Source organism: Streptomyces sp. T12 (assembly GCF_028736035.1).
In the GTDB taxonomy this organism is placed as follows: domain Bacteria; phylum Actinomycetota; class Actinomycetes; order Streptomycetales; family Streptomycetaceae; genus Streptomyces.
Genome location: NZ_CP117866.1, coordinates 2,632,832 through 2,650,701 on the forward strand (window position 1 = coordinate 2,632,832; position 17,870 = coordinate 2,650,701).

Annotated in this window: 15 protein-coding genes; 9 read left to right on the plus strand and 6 right to left on the minus strand. The window is 70.2% G+C overall.

Features of this window, described 5'->3' with window-relative positions; genetic code table 11:
- The first annotated feature begins 154 nt into the window (after positions 1-154).
- Genes PBV52_RS11720 through ybaK form a run of 3 tightly spaced genes read left to right on the plus strand, consistent with a single transcriptional unit; the run spans position 155 to position 2,470 of the window.
- A complete protein-coding gene (locus PBV52_RS11720; protein ID WP_274238263.1) occupies positions 155-1,201 on the plus strand; it encodes a hypothetical protein in 1,047 nt (348 codons plus the stop codon).
- 11 nt (positions 1,202-1,212) lie between these two features.
- Positions 1,213-1,950, plus strand: coding sequence for an LON peptidase substrate-binding domain-containing protein (locus PBV52_RS11725; RefSeq protein WP_274238264.1), 738 nt, complete (start codon positions 1,213-1,215; stop codon positions 1,948-1,950).
- Positions 1,951-1,960: 10 nt separating this feature from the next.
- Positions 1,961-2,470 (plus strand): Cys-tRNA(Pro) deacylase, encoded by a 510-nt coding sequence (ybaK, locus tag PBV52_RS11730; RefSeq protein ID WP_274238265.1) that lies wholly within the window; start codon positions 1,961-1,963, stop codon positions 2,468-2,470.
- A 335-nt stretch (positions 2,471-2,805) separates the two neighbouring features.
- On the opposite strand, the gene PBV52_RS11735 is transcribed toward ybaK, so the two are convergent.
- The 4 genes from PBV52_RS11735 to PBV52_RS11750 form a co-directional block, all read right to left on the minus strand.
- Positions 2,806-3,564, minus strand: coding sequence for an AAA family ATPase (locus PBV52_RS11735; protein ID WP_274238266.1), 759 nt, complete (start codon positions 3,562-3,564; stop codon positions 2,806-2,808).
- A 34-nt stretch (positions 3,565-3,598) separates the two neighbouring features.
- Positions 3,599-4,423 (minus strand): ABC transporter permease, encoded by an 825-nt coding sequence (locus PBV52_RS11740; protein ID WP_274238267.1) that lies wholly within the window; start codon positions 4,421-4,423, stop codon positions 3,599-3,601.
- A 100-nt stretch (positions 4,424-4,523) separates the two neighbouring features.
- Complete coding sequence (locus PBV52_RS11745; protein WP_274238268.1) at positions 4,524-5,498, minus strand: ABC transporter ATP-binding protein; 975 nt, start codon at positions 5,496-5,498, stop codon at positions 4,524-4,526.
- A gap of 211 nt (positions 5,499-5,709) precedes the next feature.
- Positions 5,710-6,930 carry an NYN domain-containing protein gene (locus PBV52_RS11750; RefSeq protein ID WP_274238269.1) on the minus strand — a complete coding sequence of 407 codons (1,221 nt, stop codon included), beginning with the start codon at positions 6,928-6,930 and terminating at the stop codon, positions 5,710-5,712.
- Positions 6,931-7,175: 245 nt separating this feature from the next.
- On the opposite strand from PBV52_RS11750, the gene PBV52_RS11755 reads away from it, so the two are divergent.
- Complete coding sequence (locus PBV52_RS11755) at positions 7,176-7,340, plus strand: hypothetical protein (RefSeq protein ID WP_274238270.1); 165 nt, start codon at positions 7,176-7,178, stop codon at positions 7,338-7,340.
- A gap of 122 nt (positions 7,341-7,462) precedes the next feature.
- On the opposite strand, the gene dnaE is transcribed toward PBV52_RS11755, so the two are convergent.
- Positions 7,463-11,002 (minus strand): DNA polymerase III subunit alpha, encoded by a 3,540-nt coding sequence (dnaE, locus tag PBV52_RS11760; protein ID WP_274238271.1) that lies wholly within the window; start codon positions 11,000-11,002, stop codon positions 7,463-7,465.
- Between the two features lie 205 nt (positions 11,003-11,207).
- Between dnaE and PBV52_RS11765 the strand changes: the two genes are divergently transcribed.
- The 5 genes from PBV52_RS11765 to PBV52_RS11785 all read left to right on the plus strand — a co-directional run bounded on the left by PBV52_RS11765 (position 11,208) and on the right by PBV52_RS11785 (position 17,284).
- On the plus strand, positions 11,208-12,542 hold the full coding sequence (locus PBV52_RS11765; RefSeq protein ID WP_274238272.1) for a DUF2252 domain-containing protein: 1,335 nt from the start codon (positions 11,208-11,210) through the stop codon (positions 12,540-12,542).
- An 89-nt stretch (positions 12,543-12,631) separates the two neighbouring features.
- Complete coding sequence (locus PBV52_RS11770) at positions 12,632-13,333, plus strand: hypothetical protein (RefSeq protein ID WP_274238273.1); 702 nt, start codon at positions 12,632-12,634, stop codon at positions 13,331-13,333.
- 75 nt (positions 13,334-13,408) lie between these two features.
- Positions 13,409-14,218 (plus strand): thioredoxin domain-containing protein, encoded by an 810-nt coding sequence (locus PBV52_RS11775; protein WP_274238274.1) that lies wholly within the window; start codon positions 13,409-13,411, stop codon positions 14,216-14,218.
- Between the two features lie 93 nt (positions 14,219-14,311).
- Positions 14,312-15,973: an alkaline phosphatase gene (locus tag PBV52_RS11780; protein WP_274238275.1), complete on the plus strand. Its 1,662-nt coding sequence runs from the start codon at positions 14,312-14,314 to the stop codon at positions 15,971-15,973.
- A 318-nt stretch (positions 15,974-16,291) separates the two neighbouring features.
- Positions 16,292-17,284 (plus strand): zinc metalloprotease, encoded by a 993-nt coding sequence (locus tag PBV52_RS11785; protein ID WP_274238276.1) that lies wholly within the window; start codon positions 16,292-16,294, stop codon positions 17,282-17,284.
- Between the two features lie 8 nt (positions 17,285-17,292).
- On the opposite strand, the gene PBV52_RS11790 is transcribed toward PBV52_RS11785, so the two are convergent.
- Positions 17,293-17,862: a dienelactone hydrolase family protein gene (locus PBV52_RS11790; RefSeq protein WP_274238277.1), complete on the minus strand. Its 570-nt coding sequence runs from the start codon at positions 17,860-17,862 to the stop codon at positions 17,293-17,295.
- Positions 17,863-17,870 lie beyond the last annotated feature (8 nt).

The window sequence follows — 17,870 nt, forward strand, 5'->3', positions numbered from 1 at the left end:
TGAGGTCCTTGAGGTCAGTGGGGCTGCTGAGCCGAGGTCACCGATGTCCGACTGTTGTTGAACAGTTGACCTTTACCGGTTCTTGACCGATCCGTGTACAACTTTCCGCGGGTTGCCCGTTCCCTATGGCGCGGGCGCGACCAGCGGACTTTCAATGGTCGACACCATGGCTCTACCGCTCCCGTTCGGCCGCGCGTCCCGGCCGGCAAGGACCGTAGAACACCCCGCCGTCGGGCTCCCCGCCGACGCCGAGGTGCTCCTCGACGCGCCCGACGACCGCCTCGGACCCGCGCTGGTCGCGGCCGGGCGGGGCGCCTACGAGACCGCCGCCGAGCTGCTCGCCACCACCCGGCACAGAGCGCAGTGGGAGTGCCGAGACGGGTACGCGCTGCGCCTGGCCTCCTTCGCGCGCTCGCGGCCGGAGTGGCTGGAGGCCTGGTGCGCGGCCGCCCCGCACGACCCGGACGCGCTGCTGATCCGGGCCCAGCTGGCGGTGGACCGCGCCTGGCAGTCCCCTGCCCGGGCCGAGCTGCTGCGCGGGGTGAGCCCGCTGATCACCGCCGCCGCCCGCGCCGACGACCGCGACCCGGTGCCGTGGCGGATCGCGCTGGACCACGCGCGCGGCTCACGCGCCGGGCACACGTACTTCGGGGAACTGTGGGAAGCGGCGCTGCGCCGCGCTCCGCTCCACTACGGCTGCCATGTGGCGGCCCTGCGCTACCTCGCCACGTCCTGGCACGGCTCCCACCGGGAGTGCCTCGACTTCGCCGACCGGGCCGCGCAGGACGCCCCGGCCGACTCCCTGGTACAGGCGCTGCCTACCCGGGCCGTCCTCGCCTACCTGAACGACGGCTGCGGTCCGGGCGTGCCGCCCGAGCGGCTGGACACGGCGGCCGACCGCGCGATCACGCTCTCCGCCCGCTTCCCGGCCGCCGACCTCTGGCCGGCCGCGATCCGCAACAAGCTGACGTACGTCCTGGTACGGCTGGGCCGCTGGGAGGACGCCCTGGAGCAACTGCGCCTGATCGGCCCGTATGCCACCTCCTTCCCGTGGATCCGGTTCTCGGACGATCCACTGGGCCGGTTCCTGGAGGTACGCGACGAAGTGCGGCAGCGGACGGCCTCCGCTCCGCCCCGGAGTGCGAGTGCCGGTCATCCACGGAGTGGGCGCGCCGGACGCGTGCACTCCGGCGACCACTAGGCTTTGGCGCCGTGACCGTCCGTCTTCCGCTCTTCCCCCTGAACTCGGTGCTGTTCCCGGGGCTCGTGCTGCCGCTGAACGTCTTCGAAGAGCGCTATCGCGCCATGATGCGCGATCTTCTGAAGACCCCCGAGGAGGAACCGCGCCGTTTCGCCGTCGTGGCGATCCGCGACGGCCATGAGGTGGCCCAGAGCGCCCCCGGCATGCCGGACCCCACATCCATCCCCGAGCGCGGCCCCGCGGCGGGCTTCGGGCCGGACCCGGTCAAGGCGTTCCACGGGGTGGGCTGTGTGGCCGACGCGGCGACGATCCGGGAGCGGGCCGACGGCACGTTCGAGGTGCTGGCGACGGGAACGACTCGCGTACGCCTGCTGTCGGTGGACGCGTCGGGCCCGTTCCTGACGGCGGAGCTGGAGGAACTGCCGGATGAGCAGGGTGACGAGGCGGGGGCGCTGGCGGAAGGGGTGCTGCGCGCGTTCCGCCAGTACCAGAAGCGCCTGGCGGGCGCACGCGAACGCAGTCTGTCCACCACGGCCGACCTCCCGGACCAGCCCTCGGTCGTCTCCTACCTGGTGGCGGCCGCGATGATGCTGGACACCCCGACGAAGCAGCGCCTGCTCCAGGCTCCGGACATCGCCTCCCGCCTGCGCGACGAGCTGAAACTCCTTCGCACCGAGACCTCGATCATCCGTACGCTGCCCTCGCTGCCGGCGTCGGATCTGACGCGCGGTCCGACGAGTCTCAACTGAGCGGAACGACATGGCGAAGAAGGCGAAGAAGGCCCAGCAACAATCGGGCGGCGGCACTCCCGCGACGGTGGCGCTGTCGGCCGCGGGCGTCGAGTACACGATCCACGCCTACGACCACGACCCCTCCCACCCGTCCTACGGCGAGGAGGCGGCGCAGGCGATGGGCGTCTCCCCCGACCGGGTCTTCAAGACCCTCGTGGCGGACGTGGACGGCACCCTGACCGTGGCGGTGGTCCCGGTGGCCGGCCAGCTGGACCTCAAGGCCCTGGCGTCGGCGGTCCGCGGCAAGCGCGCCGCGATGGCCGACCCGGCGCTGGCCGAACGCACCACGGGCTACGTCCGGGGCGGCATCTCCCCGCTGGGCCAGCGCAAGAAGCTCCCCACGGTCCTGGACGCCTCGGCCTCCGCCCACCCCACGATCTGCATCTCGGCGGGCCGCCGCGGCCTGGAGGTCGAACTCTCCCCCGACGACCTGGCCAAGCTCACGAACGCGACCCTGGCCCCCATCGGGCGTGCGTGACCCCTCGACGAACCCGGTCTCCTCGGTTAAGTACGAGGGACATGTCGAAGAAAACGCGGAAACGCAAGTGGCGCATCAAGAAGGGCCGCTCGAACCACGGACACCGCCCGGCGTAGGGACCGACGACTCTCCAGTGCCGGTCCGCGTCATTCAGCCCGTCTGGGGGTGCCCCCCTGGGGGAGTTTGAGGACGAGGCCCGTTCAGGGCCGAAAGCGGGGGTCTGGGGGCCGCAGGCCCCCAGGAGGCGGGGTCGAAGGGGCGCCAGCCCCTGGGGATGGGACGGGTAGGGGCGGCGGGGGCGAGAACCCTCGGCGCAACCACCCCCCACCGAAGCCCTACGCCGACGGCGGCCCGTACGGCCCCAGCCCCTGCTGCTGCGCCTCCGGAAGCTGCTGATACGGATCCGCGTCCCGAGGCCCGAACAACGCCGTCAACCCGAGGTGCACCACCAACGCCGCCAGCGGCCAGGCCAGCCACGCCCCCTTGGCCCCGAGCTTCAGCGGCGCCGAGAACGCAACCCCCTTGCCCACGTCCTTCGCGTGCCCGATCACATCCTCCGCGGGCCCCAGCCACACCCCGACCCGCCAGGCCAGCAACGACCCGAGAAACCCGCCGACGGCCAGCGCCACCACCAGCGGCACACCCCCACGCCGCCGCCAGAGAAAGACCGCAACCGCGCTCACCAGCCCGAACACCAGCGCGAGCAGAGTGAACGTTCCGTCCACCCCGACCGCCTGCTCCCCCTCGGTGTCCTTGAAGTAGACGACCCAGCTCTTGTCGACGACGTCCCCGACCAGCGGCACGCTCGGCGCCAGCCACCACCACAGCGCCCCGAGCAGCGCTCCGAAGAGCGCCACCACGACCGCGACGACGGCGGCTTCTCGCACTTCGGTCTTCATTCCGGGACCGTCCTGTTCGTACGAGCCATATATGCCGTACGTGCCGTGAGAGCCGTGTGGGTCTTGTGCCCCGGGAGGAGCGCCGTGCACGGCGTCATGCGGCCCGGAACCCGCGTGCCCGGCAGCGGGCTGCTGCCACGCGTGGCGGGAGGACTGGTCACGGGGCGGCGGCGGAGGAGTCAGCGGAGCGGTCACCCTGCCATCGTGCCAGGCTGGCCTGTGCGGCGCGTCACCGGACGGCGGCCCGGCGGTACGCCCAGGTGGCGACGGCCAGCGAGACGACGCCGACCACGCCGCACACGGCGAGGTCACCCAGCACGAAGGCCCAGTCGGGGTGCGGTCCGAAGGTCCGCGCGAAGGCCTCCACGCCGTACGTCGACGGCAGCAGGTCCCGCGCGAACCGCACCACCTCCGGCATCCGGTCGGCCGGCAGCACCCCCAGCAGCAGCGCCGCGGACATCCCCAACTGCCCGAGCAGCGTGGCCAGTTCCGGCCGCGGCGCGAGCAGCCCGAGCGCCGCCCCCAGCCCGGCGAGCGCGGCCCCGGCCAGCGGGATCACCGCGACGAGCACCCACAGATGCGCCACCGGCAACCCGAACAGCGCGCACCCGAAGAGCGCCGTCACCACGGTCCCCGGCACGGTGAAGGAGGCGTACGCCCCCGCCGCCCCGAGCACCACGGCGGCCGGCGGCACCGGCAGCGTGGCGTAGTGGTCGAGTCCGCCGCTGGCCCGCAGCTGCCCGAAGTACTGCGCGAGCAGGTTCAGCGCGACGAAGGCGACCACGAGCACGGCCGACCCGGCCACCACGGCCTGCGCCTCGGCCCCGCCGTCCACGACACCGCGCATCAGGATCATGATCCCGATCGACTGGAAGGTCGCCACGAACAGCAGCGGGATGCGCGCGACCCGGGCCCGGGACAGCTGCGCCCGGTACACCGCGCACAGCGACGGCCACAGCCGCGCCCGCGGCCCGAGCTCGGCCACGGCCGGACGGGCCGTCTCGTCCACGGCCAGGGCGCTGCCCGGCAGAACCTCGGCGGGTACGACACTCACGTGGCGCTGCTCCCTTTCACACGGGGGATCACTGGGGAGGTGGCCCTGTTCCGTCCGGTGGCCCTGTTCCGTACGGATACGGATGCGGCGGTCTGCGTACTCAAGCCTTCACCAGCCCCTGCTGTGCGGCTCCGCCCAGCGCCAGATAGACGTCCTCCAGGCTGGGCGTGGCGAGCGTGAAGTCGTCCAGCGCGGCGAAGGCGGCCCCGCCGGTGACGGTGGCGACGACCGCGCGGGCCTCCTCGGGGGCGAGCCGCAGCGTCCAGCGCCGCCCGGACTCCACGACCCGGTCCTGCAGCGCGGCGACCTCGGGCACCTCCAGGGGCGCCCGGTCCCGCCACAGCAGCTCGACCCGTACCTCGCCCGCGACCCGCTCCTTGAGCCCGGAGGGTGTGTCACAGGCGATCACGCGGCCCCGGTCGAGCACCGCGACCCGGTCGAGCACGGTCTCGGCCTCGATGACGTTGTGGGTGACGAGCAGCACGGTCGTCCCGCGCTCGGCCCGCCGCCGGTCCACGGCCGACCACACGGCCCGCCGCGCCACCGGGTCCATCGCGGTGGTCGGCTCGTCGAGCACGAGCAGCGGCCGCTCCCCGACCAGCGCGGCGGCGAAGCAGGCCAGCCGACGCTGCCCGCCGGACAGCTTCTTGATCGGCCGCCCGGCAAGCGGCCCGAGGCCCAGCTCGTCGAGTACGGCGTCCCGCTCGGCGCGCGCCTGCCGCACGTCCAGGCCGCGCAGCCGCCCGGTCGTCTCGGCGGCGAGGGACACGGTCAGCTCGTCGAGGGCCGTCGACTCCTGCCCGAGGTAGGCGAGGATGCGGGCGGCCCGCTCCGGGTGCCGCACGATGTCGTGCCCGAGGATCTCCACGCTGCCGCAGTCGGGCCGCATCAGCCCGGTGAGCTGTCGTACGAGGGTGGTCTTGCCGGCGCCGTTCGGGCCGAGCAGCCCGAAGATCTCGCCGCGCCGGATGTCCAGCCGTACGTCGTCGGTGGCCCGCACCTCGGGCGTCCCGGGCGCCCCGCGCCGCCCTCGTACGGCCGGATAGGTCTTGGTCAGCCCGCGCACGGCACACACGACATCCCCACTGTGCCGAAGTGCCTGTCCCGCGCGCGTACTCACAAGGGACGAGACTACGGGGTCCGCAACCCCGATCCGCCCTCGGGTCGGCCACTCGGCACAAACCACCAGCTCGCCGTAGGAAATCCGCCGGTGGCCCCAAATCCGCCGTAACGGCGTTCAACCCCGACGACGCGTCCCGGGGGTGCCGAGCTCACCTCGGCCCGCGTCATTCACCCGCGGGCGCATGCTCCGCGGCCGTCCGCACATCGATCTCCCGCCAGAACCCGGCCCGGATCGCGTACCGATCATGCTCGTCGATCTGGTCGTCCTTGTGCGCGAGCAACCCGAACCGAGCCGCGTACCGCAGCAGCTCCCCGTCGATCCGATGCGGAATCCGCGGATACATCCCGGACAGCTTCTGCAGATGGCCCTGCTCCCCCAGCCGCTCCATCCACCGTCGCGCGAAGACCTGCCCCACCTCGTACGGATCGCCGCCGACCGTGGTGATGTCCTCCTCCCGGTCGGCCCACCGCTGCTCCGCCGTGGTCAGCTGCGCGAGCGTCGGCATCGAGGCGGCGTCGGGCGGCTCGGCCGCGACGCCGGGCCGGTCCACCCACCCCTTGTCGGAGGACCAGCGCAGCGTTGCGCTGGCGGGGGGCTGGGCCGACTGGACGCCGGGCGCGCGCAGGGCGGCGAGGTCCTTCGGCGTGGGCACGCCCTTGGGCGCCGGCACCCGCTCCTGCGTGCCGTTCTCCGAGGCGGCGGCCGCCGGGGCGTGCTCGCCCTCGTCGGCGGGCCGCTCGGTCCTCGCGCCGAGCGCGGAGTCGGGCAGCGGCGCGGACAGGATCGCGGCGATCTCGGGCCGGGGCACCGGCGGCGGCGCGCAGACTCCGGTGAGCTCCTTGGCGCGTACGGCCTTGGTGATCCACGTACGGTCGAGCACGCGCCGTTCGTCGGCCTCGGCGACCAGGTCCTCGGACTGGTTGTAGTCCCCGTCGGCGGCCTGCACCGCCCACAGGTGTACGGCGACGCCGTGCTCCTTGGCGGCCATCATGCCCGGCAGCAGATCACCGTCGCCGGTCACCAGCACCACGTCCGAGCAGGCGCGGTTGCGGGCCAACTCGGTGAGCTCGGCGTGCATCGCGGCGTCCACGCCCTTCTGGGCCCAGCGGCCGTCGCTGCGGGTCAGGGCGCCCAGCCGGACGGTGACCCGCGGCATCACCCGCAGCCTGCGGTGCTCGGGCTGCGGGACGCGGTCGGGGGCGCCGTCGAACCAGTAGATGCGCAGCAGGGGCTGCTGCGTGTCCGACTCGGCGCGTTCGCGCAGGCCCTGGATGAGGGCGGCGTGGTCGACGGTGATCCGGGACCGGGAGGGCTCCCCGGCGAGGAGGCTCGCGGCGGCCCCCAGCAGATACCCGGCGTCCACCAGGACGATGCAGCGGTCCACGCGACTCACCCTCTTCCTGGGAGGTTTGCTTGGGGCTTCCTTCGAGTCTGCCCGACCACGCGGGGGTTAACGGGGCGAACTCGATCTTCGGCGTGGCGTTTCGAGGCATCGCCGCCCCGGCGCGCCATGCCTCGCGCCCCGACAACCCCCGTTACACACGGTAATTATCCGAAATGCACTCTTCGTCAGCCTATGTGAATCTGGTCCCGGCCCTGGCCCCTAGATCCCCCACAGGAGGCATCACCATGGCCAAGAACAAGAAGCAGGACCGCAAGCAGCCGCAGTCCGAGCGTGGTCAGCAGGAGGCCCAGCAGTCGTCGATGGAGACGCAGGCCGAGCAGCGCATCACGCAGGCGACCCCGGGCGACATGGCCCGCAAGGGCCGGCAAAAGCGCTTCGGTCACAACTGACATCTGCATAACGGGTCGTTGAGACCCAGGCACACGAAGGCACATGAAGAGGGGCGCACCCCACACGGGGTGCGCCCCTCTCGCGCTGCCGACGCCATGGCGCGCGCCAACCGCTCAGCCGCTCAGCCCGCCAGGCAGGACGGGCCGAGCAGCACCTTCAGGTCACCGAACAGCGCCGGGTCGGGCTTCACCCGGTGCCGGTCCAGCCGGAGCACCGTCGTCTTGGTCGGGCCCTGGAGCTTGATGCGGACCTCGCTGTCGCCCTTGTGGTGGGTGAGGATCTCGCCGAGGCGGTTGATCATCGGCGGGGTCACCCTGGTGGCCGGGATGGTGAGGATCACGGGCGCGTTGGTGCCCGCGTTGGACAGGTCGGGGACCTGGAGCTCCATCGCGACCAGCCGCGGCACGTCCTCGCGCTTGTCGAGGCGGCCCTTGACGAACACGACGGCGTCCTCGACGAGTTGGGTCGAGACGAGCTGGTACGTCGCCGGGAAGAACATGCACTCGATGGAACCGGCGAGGTCCTCGACCGTGGCGATCGCCCAGGCGTTGCCCTGCTTGGTCATCTTGCGCTGGAGGCCGGAGATGATGCCGCCGATGGTGACGACCGCGCCGTCGGCGTGCTCGCCGCCCGTCAGCTGGGCGATGCCGGCGTCCGCCTTGTCGGACAGGACGTGTTCCAGGCCGAAGAGCGGGTGGTCGGAGACGTACAGACCGAGCATCTCCCGCTCCTGGGCCAGCAGATAGGTCTTGTCCCACTCCTCGTCGGTGAACTGCACGTCGAGTCCGAAGCCGGGCTCGTCGCTCTCCTCCTCGCCCATGCCGCCGAAGAGGTCGAACTGGCCCTCGGCCTCCTTGCGCTTGACCGCGACCACGTTGTCGATCATCGGCTCGAAGTGCGCGGTGAGGCCCTTGCGGGTGTGCCCCAGGGTGTCGAACGCGCCCGCCTTGATCAGCGACTCCGTGGTGCGCTTGTTGCAGGCGACCGCCTCGACCTTGTCGAGGTAGTCGGGGAAGGAGGCGTACTTGCCCTTGGCCTTGCGGCTCTTGATGATCGACTCGACCACGTTCGTGCCGACGTTGCGCACGGCTTCGAGGCCGAAGAGGATCACGTCGTCGCCCTGGGCGGCGAAGTTGTGCACCGACTCGTTGACGTTCGGCGGGAGCACCTTGATGCCCATGCGGCGGCACTCGTTGAGGTAGACGGCCGACTTGTCCTTGTCGTCCTTGACGGAGGTCAGCAGGGCGGCCATGTACTCGGCGGGGTGGTTCGCCTTGAGGTAGGCGGTCCAGTACGAGACCAGGCCGTACGCGGCCGAGTGCGCCTTGTTGAACGCGTAGCCGGCGAACGGGACCAGCACGTCCCACAGGGCCTGGATGGCCTCGTCGCTGTAGCCCTTGTCGCGGGCGCCCTTCTGGAAGAGGACGAAGTTCTTCGCCAGTTCGTCGGGCTTCTTCTTGCCCATCACGCGGCGGAGGATGTCGGCCTCGCCGAGCGAGTAGCCGGCGATGATCTGGGCGGCCTTCTGCACCTGCTCCTGGTAGACGATCAGGCCGTAGGTGACGGCCAGGACCTCTTCGAGGGGCTCCTCCAGCTCCTTGTGGATCGGGGTGATCTCCTGGAGCTTGTTCTTGCGCAGCGCGTAGTTGGTGTGCGAGTCCATGCCCATCGGGCCCGGACGGTACAGGGCGGAGACGGCGGAGATGTCTTCGAAGTTGTCGGGCTTCATCAGGCGCAGCAGCGAGCGCATGGGGCCGCCGTCGAACTGGAAGACGCCGAGGGTGTCGCCGCGCTGGAGCAGTTCGAAGGTCGTCGGATCGTCGAGCGGGAGGCTCAGCAGATCGATGTCGATGCCCTTGTTGGACTTCACCATCTTGACGGCGTCGTCCATGATCGTCAGGTTGCGCAGGCCGAGGAAGTCCATCTTCAGCAGGCCGAGCGACTCACAGCTCGGGTAGTCCCACTGCGTGATGGTCACGCCGTCGGTGTGCCGCACCCAGACGGGCACGTGCTCGGTGATGGTCTCGCTGGACATGATCACGCCGGCGGCGTGCACACCCATTTGCCGGACCAGGCCCTCGACGCCCTTGGCGGTGTCGATGACCTTCTTCACGTCCGGTTCGTTCTCGTACATCGCCCGGATCTCGCCCGCCTCGCTGTAGCGGGGGTGCGAGGGGTCGGTGATGCCGTTGAGGTCGATGCCCTTGCCGAGGACGTCGGCGGGCATGGCCTTGGTGAGGCGGTCGCCCATGGCGTACGGGTAGCCCAGCACGCGCGCGGAGTCCTTGATCGCGTTCTTCGCCTTGATCTTGCCGTAGGTGCCGATCATGGCGACCTTGTCGGCGCCGTACTTCTCCGTCACGTACCTGATCACCTCGACGCGCCTGCGCTCGTCGAAGTCGATGTCGACATCGGGCATCGAGATGCGCTCGGGGTTGAGGAACCGCTCGAAGATCAGGCCGTGCGGGATGGGATCGAGGTCGGTGATGCCCATGGCGTAGGCGACGATCGAACCGGCCGCGGAGCCTCGGCCGGGGCCGACCGCGATGCCGTTGTTCTTGGCCCACATGATGAAGTCGGCGACGACGAGGAAGTAGCCGGGGAAGCCCATCGAGATGATGACGTCCATCTCGTACTCGGCCTGCTTCTGCCGGTCCTCGGGGATGCCGCCGGGGAAGCGGCGCTCCATGCCCCGGCGGACCTCCTCCTTGAACCAGGTGACCTCGGTGTAGCCCTCGGGGATGTCGAACTTCGGCATCAGGTTCCGGGACTCGAACATGCCGGTGGTGTCGACCATCTCGGCGACGAGGAGCGTGTTGGCGCAGCCCTGCTGCCAGGCGTCCGAGGAGTCGATGGCGTACATCTCGTCCGTGGACTTCAGGTAGTAGCCGGTGCCGTCGAACTTGAAGCGGTCCGGGTCGGAGAGGTTCTTGCCGGTCTGGATGCACAGCAGGGCGTCGTGGGCGGTCGCCTCGTGTGCGTACGTGTAGTGCGAGTCGTTGGTGACCAGCGGCGGAATGCCGAGCTTCCTGCCGATCTCCAGGAGGCCGTCGCGGACCCGGTGCTCGATGTCGATGCCGTGGTCCATCAGCTCCAGGAAGTACTTGTCCTTGCCGAAGATGTCCTGGTAGTCGGCGGCCGCCTTGAGGGCCTCCTCCTCCTGACCGAGCCGCAGCCGGGTCTGGACCTCGCCGGAGGGGCAGCCGGTGGAGGCGACGATCCCCTCGGACCACTGGGCGATGGTCTCCTTGTCCATCCGGGGCCACTTCTGCAGCCAGCCCTCGGCGTACGCGTCCGACGACAGCCGGAAGATGTTGTGCAGACCCGTCTTGTTCACGGCCCACATCGTCTTGTGGGTGTAACCACCGGAACCGGAGACGTCGTCCCGCTTCTGGTGCGGCTGGCCCCACTGGATCTTGCGCTTGTTGCGCCGGGACTCGGGCGCGACATAGGCCTCGATCCCGATGATCGGGGTGACTCCGGCCTTCTTCGCGGAGTGGAAGAAGTCGTACGCCCCGTGGAGGTTGCCGTGGTCGGACATGGCGATGTGCGTCATGCCCATCTCATTGCAGGCGTTGAACATGTCCTTGAGCCGCGCGGCACCGTCCAGCAGCGAGTACTGGGTGTGGACGTGCAGGTGCGTGAACGGCGGCTTTGACACGGTGTGGCCTCCAAAGGAAACGCTCGGCAACGGGCTGGCGGACAGTCCTGGGGTCAGCGTCGAAGTCTATGCCTCGGGACTGACACTCAATGGGCTCCCCCGCGTACCTTCACAGCGAGGGTCGCGGGCACTTCCGGGTGCCCTCACCCGTTGGAGACGACAGAAACGCTGTCGTACACGTTCATGCACCAGGAGGCACCCAGCGATGTCGGTCCCCCAGCTCAACGGCGAGCAGCGCGGCGACGAGATCCTCGCCGTCTTCGACACCGCCTTCGGCGAGCTCCTGGCCGCCGACCCGGCCGCGTTCCGCGTGAAGTTCCGGAAGATGGCGGCCTCGGCGTTCGCGTTCTACCGCGGCACGGCGTGTCTCTTCTACCACGACCTGGACCCGGAGAAGCGGGGCGGACCGTACCTCGACGAGCGCACCTCGCGCGTGTGGATCCACGGCGACCTGCACGCCGAGAACTTCGGCACGTACATGGACGCCAACGGCCGGCTGATCTTCAACGTCAACGACTTCGACGAGGCGTACGTCGGCCCCTTCACCTGGGACCTCAAGCGCTTCGCCGCATCGGTCGCCCTCATCGGGTACGCCAAGGCGCTCAGCGACGAGCAGATCACCGAGCTGGTGCAGATCTACGCGGGCGCGTACCGCGAGCGCGTGCACGCCCTGGCCACCGGCGCCAAGCGCGACGAGGTCCCGCCGTTCACGCTGGACACCGCCCAGGGCCCGCTGCTGGACGCGCTGCGGGACGCCCGGGCGCTGACCCGCTTCGGGCTGCTGGAGTCGATGACCGAGATCCGTGACTTCGAGCGGCGCTTCGCCGGGGGCGGCGGCTCCATCGAGCTGGACGCGGCCACGCGCTACAAGGTGCTCGCGGCCTTCGACGGCTATCTGGAGACGTTGCCGGACGCCTCGCTGGCCCGCCCGGACTCGTACCGGGTGAAGGACGTGGTCGGCCGCCGCGGCATCGGCATCGGGTCGGCCGGGCTGCCGTCGTACAACATCCTTCTGGAGGGCCACAGCGACGCCCTGGAGAACGACGTCGTGATCTACATCAAGCAGGCCCAGACCCCGGCCGTCTCCCGCCACATCACCGACCCGGCGATCCGCGAGTACTTCCAGCACGAGGGCCACCGCACGGTGATCTCCCAGCGCGCCCTGCAGGCGCACGCCGACCCGTGGCTGGGCTGGACCGAGCTGGACGGGGCGGGCCAGCTGGTCGCCGAGGTCTCGCCGTACGCCGTGGACCTGGACTGGGGCGACATCGACGACCCGGAGGAGATCGCGGCGGTCGTCGCCGACCTCGGCCGGGCGACGGCCACGATGCACGCGGCGGCGGACGACACCTCCGGCGAGTCCCTGGTGCCGTTCTCCACCGAGCGGGCCATCGACGCGGCGATCGCGGCGGACTCCGACGGGGGCGCCGGCTTCGCGGAGCTCCTGGTCGACTTCGCGCACGACTACGGCGCACGCGCGCGTGCCGACCACCAGATCTTCGTCGACCTGTTCCGCAACGGCCGGATTCCGGGTCTGTGACGGAAGGGCCGCGCACCGGCGCTCCCCGTCCGCTCACAGGCACTCTTTAAGGGTCTCTTACAGGCCTACGTGACACACTCTCCTGCGCTATGGACATATCCGGGACCCAGCTACGAGCCGTACGCGCGGCGCTGTTCACGTCACTCGTCGTGACGCTCAGCACCGCGTCGCACGTGCTGCTCTCCCGGGCTCCGTTGCCGCTGAACACGGTGGCCCTGCTCGCGGCCGCCATGTTCGTCCTGGCGTACGCCCTGGCCGGCCGCGAGCGGAGCTTCGGGCGGATCGCCGCCCTGCTGATTCCGCTGGAGCTGGCCGCCGACACGATCCTCACCACCGGCCAGCACGTCTGTTACGGCAAGGCGGGCGGGCCGGTCGCCGGCCCGCTGGCCTCGGTCGGCTGGGACGTGCTGTGCGGCGACGGCACCCAGGTCGGCACGCCACTGGCGCAGGTCACCGGTGCCGACCCCGACAGGCTCGGCGGTCTCCTCGCCCACGCCGACCCGGCCACCGCCTGGCTGCTGCTCGGCGCGCACGTCTCGGTCGGCCTCCTCGCCGCCGCCTGGCTGCGCCGCGGCGAGCGGGCCCTGGCCCAGCTGCTGAGCGCGGTGACGGCGACCACGTTCCGCCCGCTGCTGCTGGCCGCCGCCGCCGCGGTGACGGTACGCCGGATCGCACCGGCCCGCCGCCTGCCGCGCCCCGCCGACCGTACGACCACCGCCCGCAGCCTCCTCCTCGTGCACTCCCTGGGACGGCGTGGACCGCCGTGCTCGCCCGCCTTCACCTCTGCGTGAACGGCAACTGAGCACCACAACCCACCCATACGTATCCCGCACACACGTGTGCGTGTCCCCATGGAGATCACCAACATGAGCAAGCGGAACAGCCAGGCAGCGAAGACGGCGGCCCGGGAGCGGCTGCGCGCCGAGCGTGAGCGCGAGGCAAAGCGGGCCAAGGTCAGGCGGCAGATCATCGTCGCCGCCTCGGTCGTCGGCGTCCTGGCGGCAGCCGGCGGCATAGGTTATGCCGTCGTCCAGGCCAACAAGCCCACCTACTGGGAGGCCGTGAAGGACGACAAGGTCGTCGCCCCGGCCCACACCACGGGTACGAACGGCACGACCGTCGTCATCGGCAAGGACAGCGCCAAGAAGACCCTCAAGATCTACGAGGACCCGCGCTGTCCCGTCTGCGCCTCCTTCGAGCAGGCCGTCGGCCCGACCGTGAAGAAGGACATCGACAGCGGCAAGTACAAGTTCCAGTACATCGGCGCCACGTTCATCGACAACAAGGACAACGGCGAGGGTTCCAAGAACGCGCTGAGCGCCCTGGGTGCCGCGCTGAACGTCAGCGACGAGGCGTTCCTCGAGTACAAGGCCGCGCTGTACTCGGCGAAGTGGCACCCGGACGAGACGACCGACAAGTTCAAGGACGACAGCTACCTCATCGAGGTCGCCGACACCGTGCCCGCGCTGAAGGACAACAAGAAGTTCCAGGACGCGGTCAAGAAGGGCACCTACGACGCCTGGGCGATGGCCATGTCGAAGACCTTCGACGACAACAAGGAGGGTGTGACCGGCACCCCGGGCTTCACCATGGACGGCAAGCAGCTCAACGGGGGCACCCCGCTCCTGACCGTGGCCGACTACAACAAGGTGGTGGACGCGGCCCTCAAGGGCTGACGCCAACTGGGAACCCAGCTTCCGCATGAAGAGGGGGCGAACTCTTACGGGTTCGCCCCCTCTTGTTCATACCGATCAGTAACCTGATCGACTGTGACCAGTCGATACAGATCACCAGAGCAGCTCAATTCCCTTGCCCCTCGCCGCCGTACGGTCGTCAAGGCCGCGGCGGCGACGGCTGTCCTGGCCGGCCCGCTCGCGGCCGCGCTGCCCGCCCGGGCCGCTGAGCAGGCCCCCGTCTTCCTGCACGGCGTCGCCTCCGGTGACCCGCTGCCCGACGGCGTCCTGCTGTGGACCCGGGTGACGCCCACCGCCGAGGCGATACCGGGCTCCGGGCTCGGCCCGGACACCGAGGTCAGCTGGATCGTCGCCCGGGACAAGGCCCTGACGAACATCGTCGCCAAAGGCTCGGCCACCGCGACCGCCGCCTCCGACCACACCGTCAAGGCCGACATACGGGGCCTGGAGCCGGCCACCGACTACTGGTTCCGCTTCTCGGCGGGCGGCACGGACTCCCCGGTGGCGCGTACCCGCACCGCGCCGGCGGCGAACGCGTCCGTCTCGGGCCTGCGCTTCGGCGTGGTCTCCTGCGCCAACTGGGAGGGCGGATACTTCTCGTCGTACCGCCATCTCGCGGCCCGCGGCGACCTGGACGCCTGGCTGCACCTGGGCGACTACATCTACGAGTACGGCACCGGCGAGTACGGCACGCGCGGCACCGTCGTACGCCAGACCGCGCCCACCCACGAGATCCTCACGCTCGCCGACTACCGCACCCGGCACGGCAAGTACAAGACGGACCCCGATCTGCAGGCCCTGCACACGAAGGCTCCGGTCATCGCGATCTGGGACGACCACGAGATCGCCAACGACGCCTGGTCGGGCGGCGCCGAGAACCACACCGAGGGTGCCGAGGGTGCCTGGGCCGCACGCCAGGCCGCTGCCAAGCAGGCCTACTTCGAGTGGATGCCGGTGCGCCCGGCGATCGCCGGCACCACCTACCGCCGCCTGCGCTTCGGCAAGCTCGCCGATCTCTCCCTGCTCGACCTGCGCTCCTTCCGCTCGCAGCAGGTCAAGGTGGGCAACGGTGAAGTCGACGACCCGGACCGCACCCTCACCGGGCGGGCCCAACTGGACTGGCTGAAGGCGGGGCTGAAGTCCTCCGACACCACCTGGCGGCTGGTCGGAAACTCGGTGATGATCTCGCCGTTCGCGATCGGCTCCCTGACCGCGGACCTGCTCAAGCCGCTGGCCAAGCTGATGGGCCTGCCGCAGGAGGGGCTCGCCCTCAACCCCGACCAGTGGGACGGCTACACGGACGACCGCCGCGAACTCCTCGCCCACCTGCGCTCGAACGCGATCCGCAACACCGTGTTCCTGACCGGCGACATCCACATGGCGTGGGCCAACGACGTGCCGGTGGACGCCGGTACGTACCCGCTGTCCGCCTCGGCCGCCACGGAGTTCGTCGTCACCTCGGTGACATCGGACAACCTGGACGACATCGTCAAGGTGCCCGAGGGCACGGTCTCCGCGATCGCCGCGCCGATCATCAAGGCCGCCAACCGGCACGTCCACTGGGTCGACACCGACCGCCACGGCTACGGCGTCCTGGACATCACGGCCGAGCGGGCGCAGATGGACTACTACGTCCTGTCCGACAAGACGAAGCGGGACGCGACCTCGTCCTGGGCCCGTTCGTACCGCACGCGCAGCGGGACGCAGAAGGTCGAGCGGACGTACGACCCCGTGTAAGACCTGTGCCAGAGGGTCGATTTTCAGCCACTCCCGGTCCGAATAGGGACCGTTAACCGGAGATCACATCGCTACGGCGGGTGGTGCGAGTCCCGTTCCGAATCCGGACACACCACCCGCCCGGGCAGCGGAATCCGTTACACCGCGATCTCACACTCCGGACTGTTGATCATTCACTTACCCCAATTACCCCTTTCTGTCGGGTAATTGATTGGGCCTGATCGATTCTCTTCGGACATGGGCATGTCCACGTAATCTCCGGGCGGCGGCCAGGAAGACCCCTGCGCCCCCTCCCCAACGCATCAGCTAGGAGTCAGCATGCGTGCGCTTGCCCGGATATCCCCCTTTACGCGCAGACGTGTTCTCGCCACGACCGCCGTGGCCGGAACCTTGATGCTCGCTCCCCTCTCGGCGCCCACCACAGTCGCGGCGGCCCAGGCTCCGGCCGCCGACTGCGCCGAGGAGGCCGGCCACTCCGCGGCCCGCGAGGCCCACCCCGGACACGGCGGCGAGGCCGTCGCCGAGCCCAACGAGATCAGCGCCGCCAAGGCCCAGGCGATGGACGCCGCTCTGCGGAAGAAGCTCGACAAGCTCCCCGCCACCGGCAACCGCAGCCTCGCCGCGGCCGCCTCCACCACGATCCCGGTCTACTTCCACGTCATCCACGACGGAGCCACCGGCCAGCTCGACTCCGCCGACATCAACGCCCAGCTGAACGTCCTGAACGCGGCCTACGCCGGCCAGGGCACCGGAAACGTCGACTCCGGCTACCAGTTCACGCTGGCCGGCACCGACTACACCGACAACGCCGCCTGGTACAACGTCGGCTACGGCTCGGCGGAGGAGAAGGCGATGAAGTCCGCCCTGCGCAAGGGCGGCGCGAACGCGCTCAACGTCTACACCGCCAACCTCGGCGACGGCCTCCTCGGCTGGGCGACCTTCCCCAGCTCCTACAAGTCGAGCCCGTCCATGGACGGCGTGGTCCTCCTCGACGCCTCACTGCCGGGCGGCTCGGCCGCCAACTACAACGAGGGCGACACCGCGACACACGAGGTCGGCCACTGGATGGGGCTCTACCACACCTTCCAGGGCGGCTGTAACGGCAACGGCGACTACGTCGACGACACACCGGCCGAGAAGAGCGCCGCCTACGAGTGCCCGGAGGGCCGCGACACCTGCACCCGCAAGGCGGGGGCGGACCCGATCCACAACTTCATGGACTACACATACGACTCCTGCATGTACCAGTTCACCTCGGGCCAGGTGACGCGCATGCAGCAGAACTGGGCGGCGTACCGAGCGGCCGGCTGAGCCGTCCGCTACAGCGAGTCGAGGAAGCCGAGCGCCACCCGCCAGGTGGCCTCGGCGGCCTCCTCGTCGTAGTCCGGCAGGTCGGGGTCGGTGTAGAGGTGGCCGGCCCCGGCGTATCTGTACACCTCGACGTCGGCGCCCGCTCTGCCCATCTGGAGATACCAGGCGCTCAGCCAGTCGTCCGTCTCGAACGGGTCCGGCTCGGCGACATGCAGCTGCACCGGCAGCTCGTCCACCGAGGCGTTCGCCGCGATGTCCGACGTGCCGTGCAGGAGCAGCACCCCGCGCGCCTTCTCGTCGCCGAGCGCGAGGGTCTGCGCGATGGAGGCGCCGAGCGAGAACCCGGCGTACACCAGGCCCCGCTCCGAGTAGGGCGCGGCGGCGAGCACGGCCCGCTTCAGCAGCTCGTCCTTGCCGACCCGGTCGTTGAACTCCATGCCTTCCTCGACCGTCTCGAACGTGCGCCCCTCGAAGAGGTCCGGCGTCCACACCTCGTGTCCGGCGGCGCGCAGCCGGTCCGCGGCCTGGCGCACCGCGGGCCTGAGGCCATAGGTCGAGTGAAAAAGCATGATGTTCATGAGGCCAT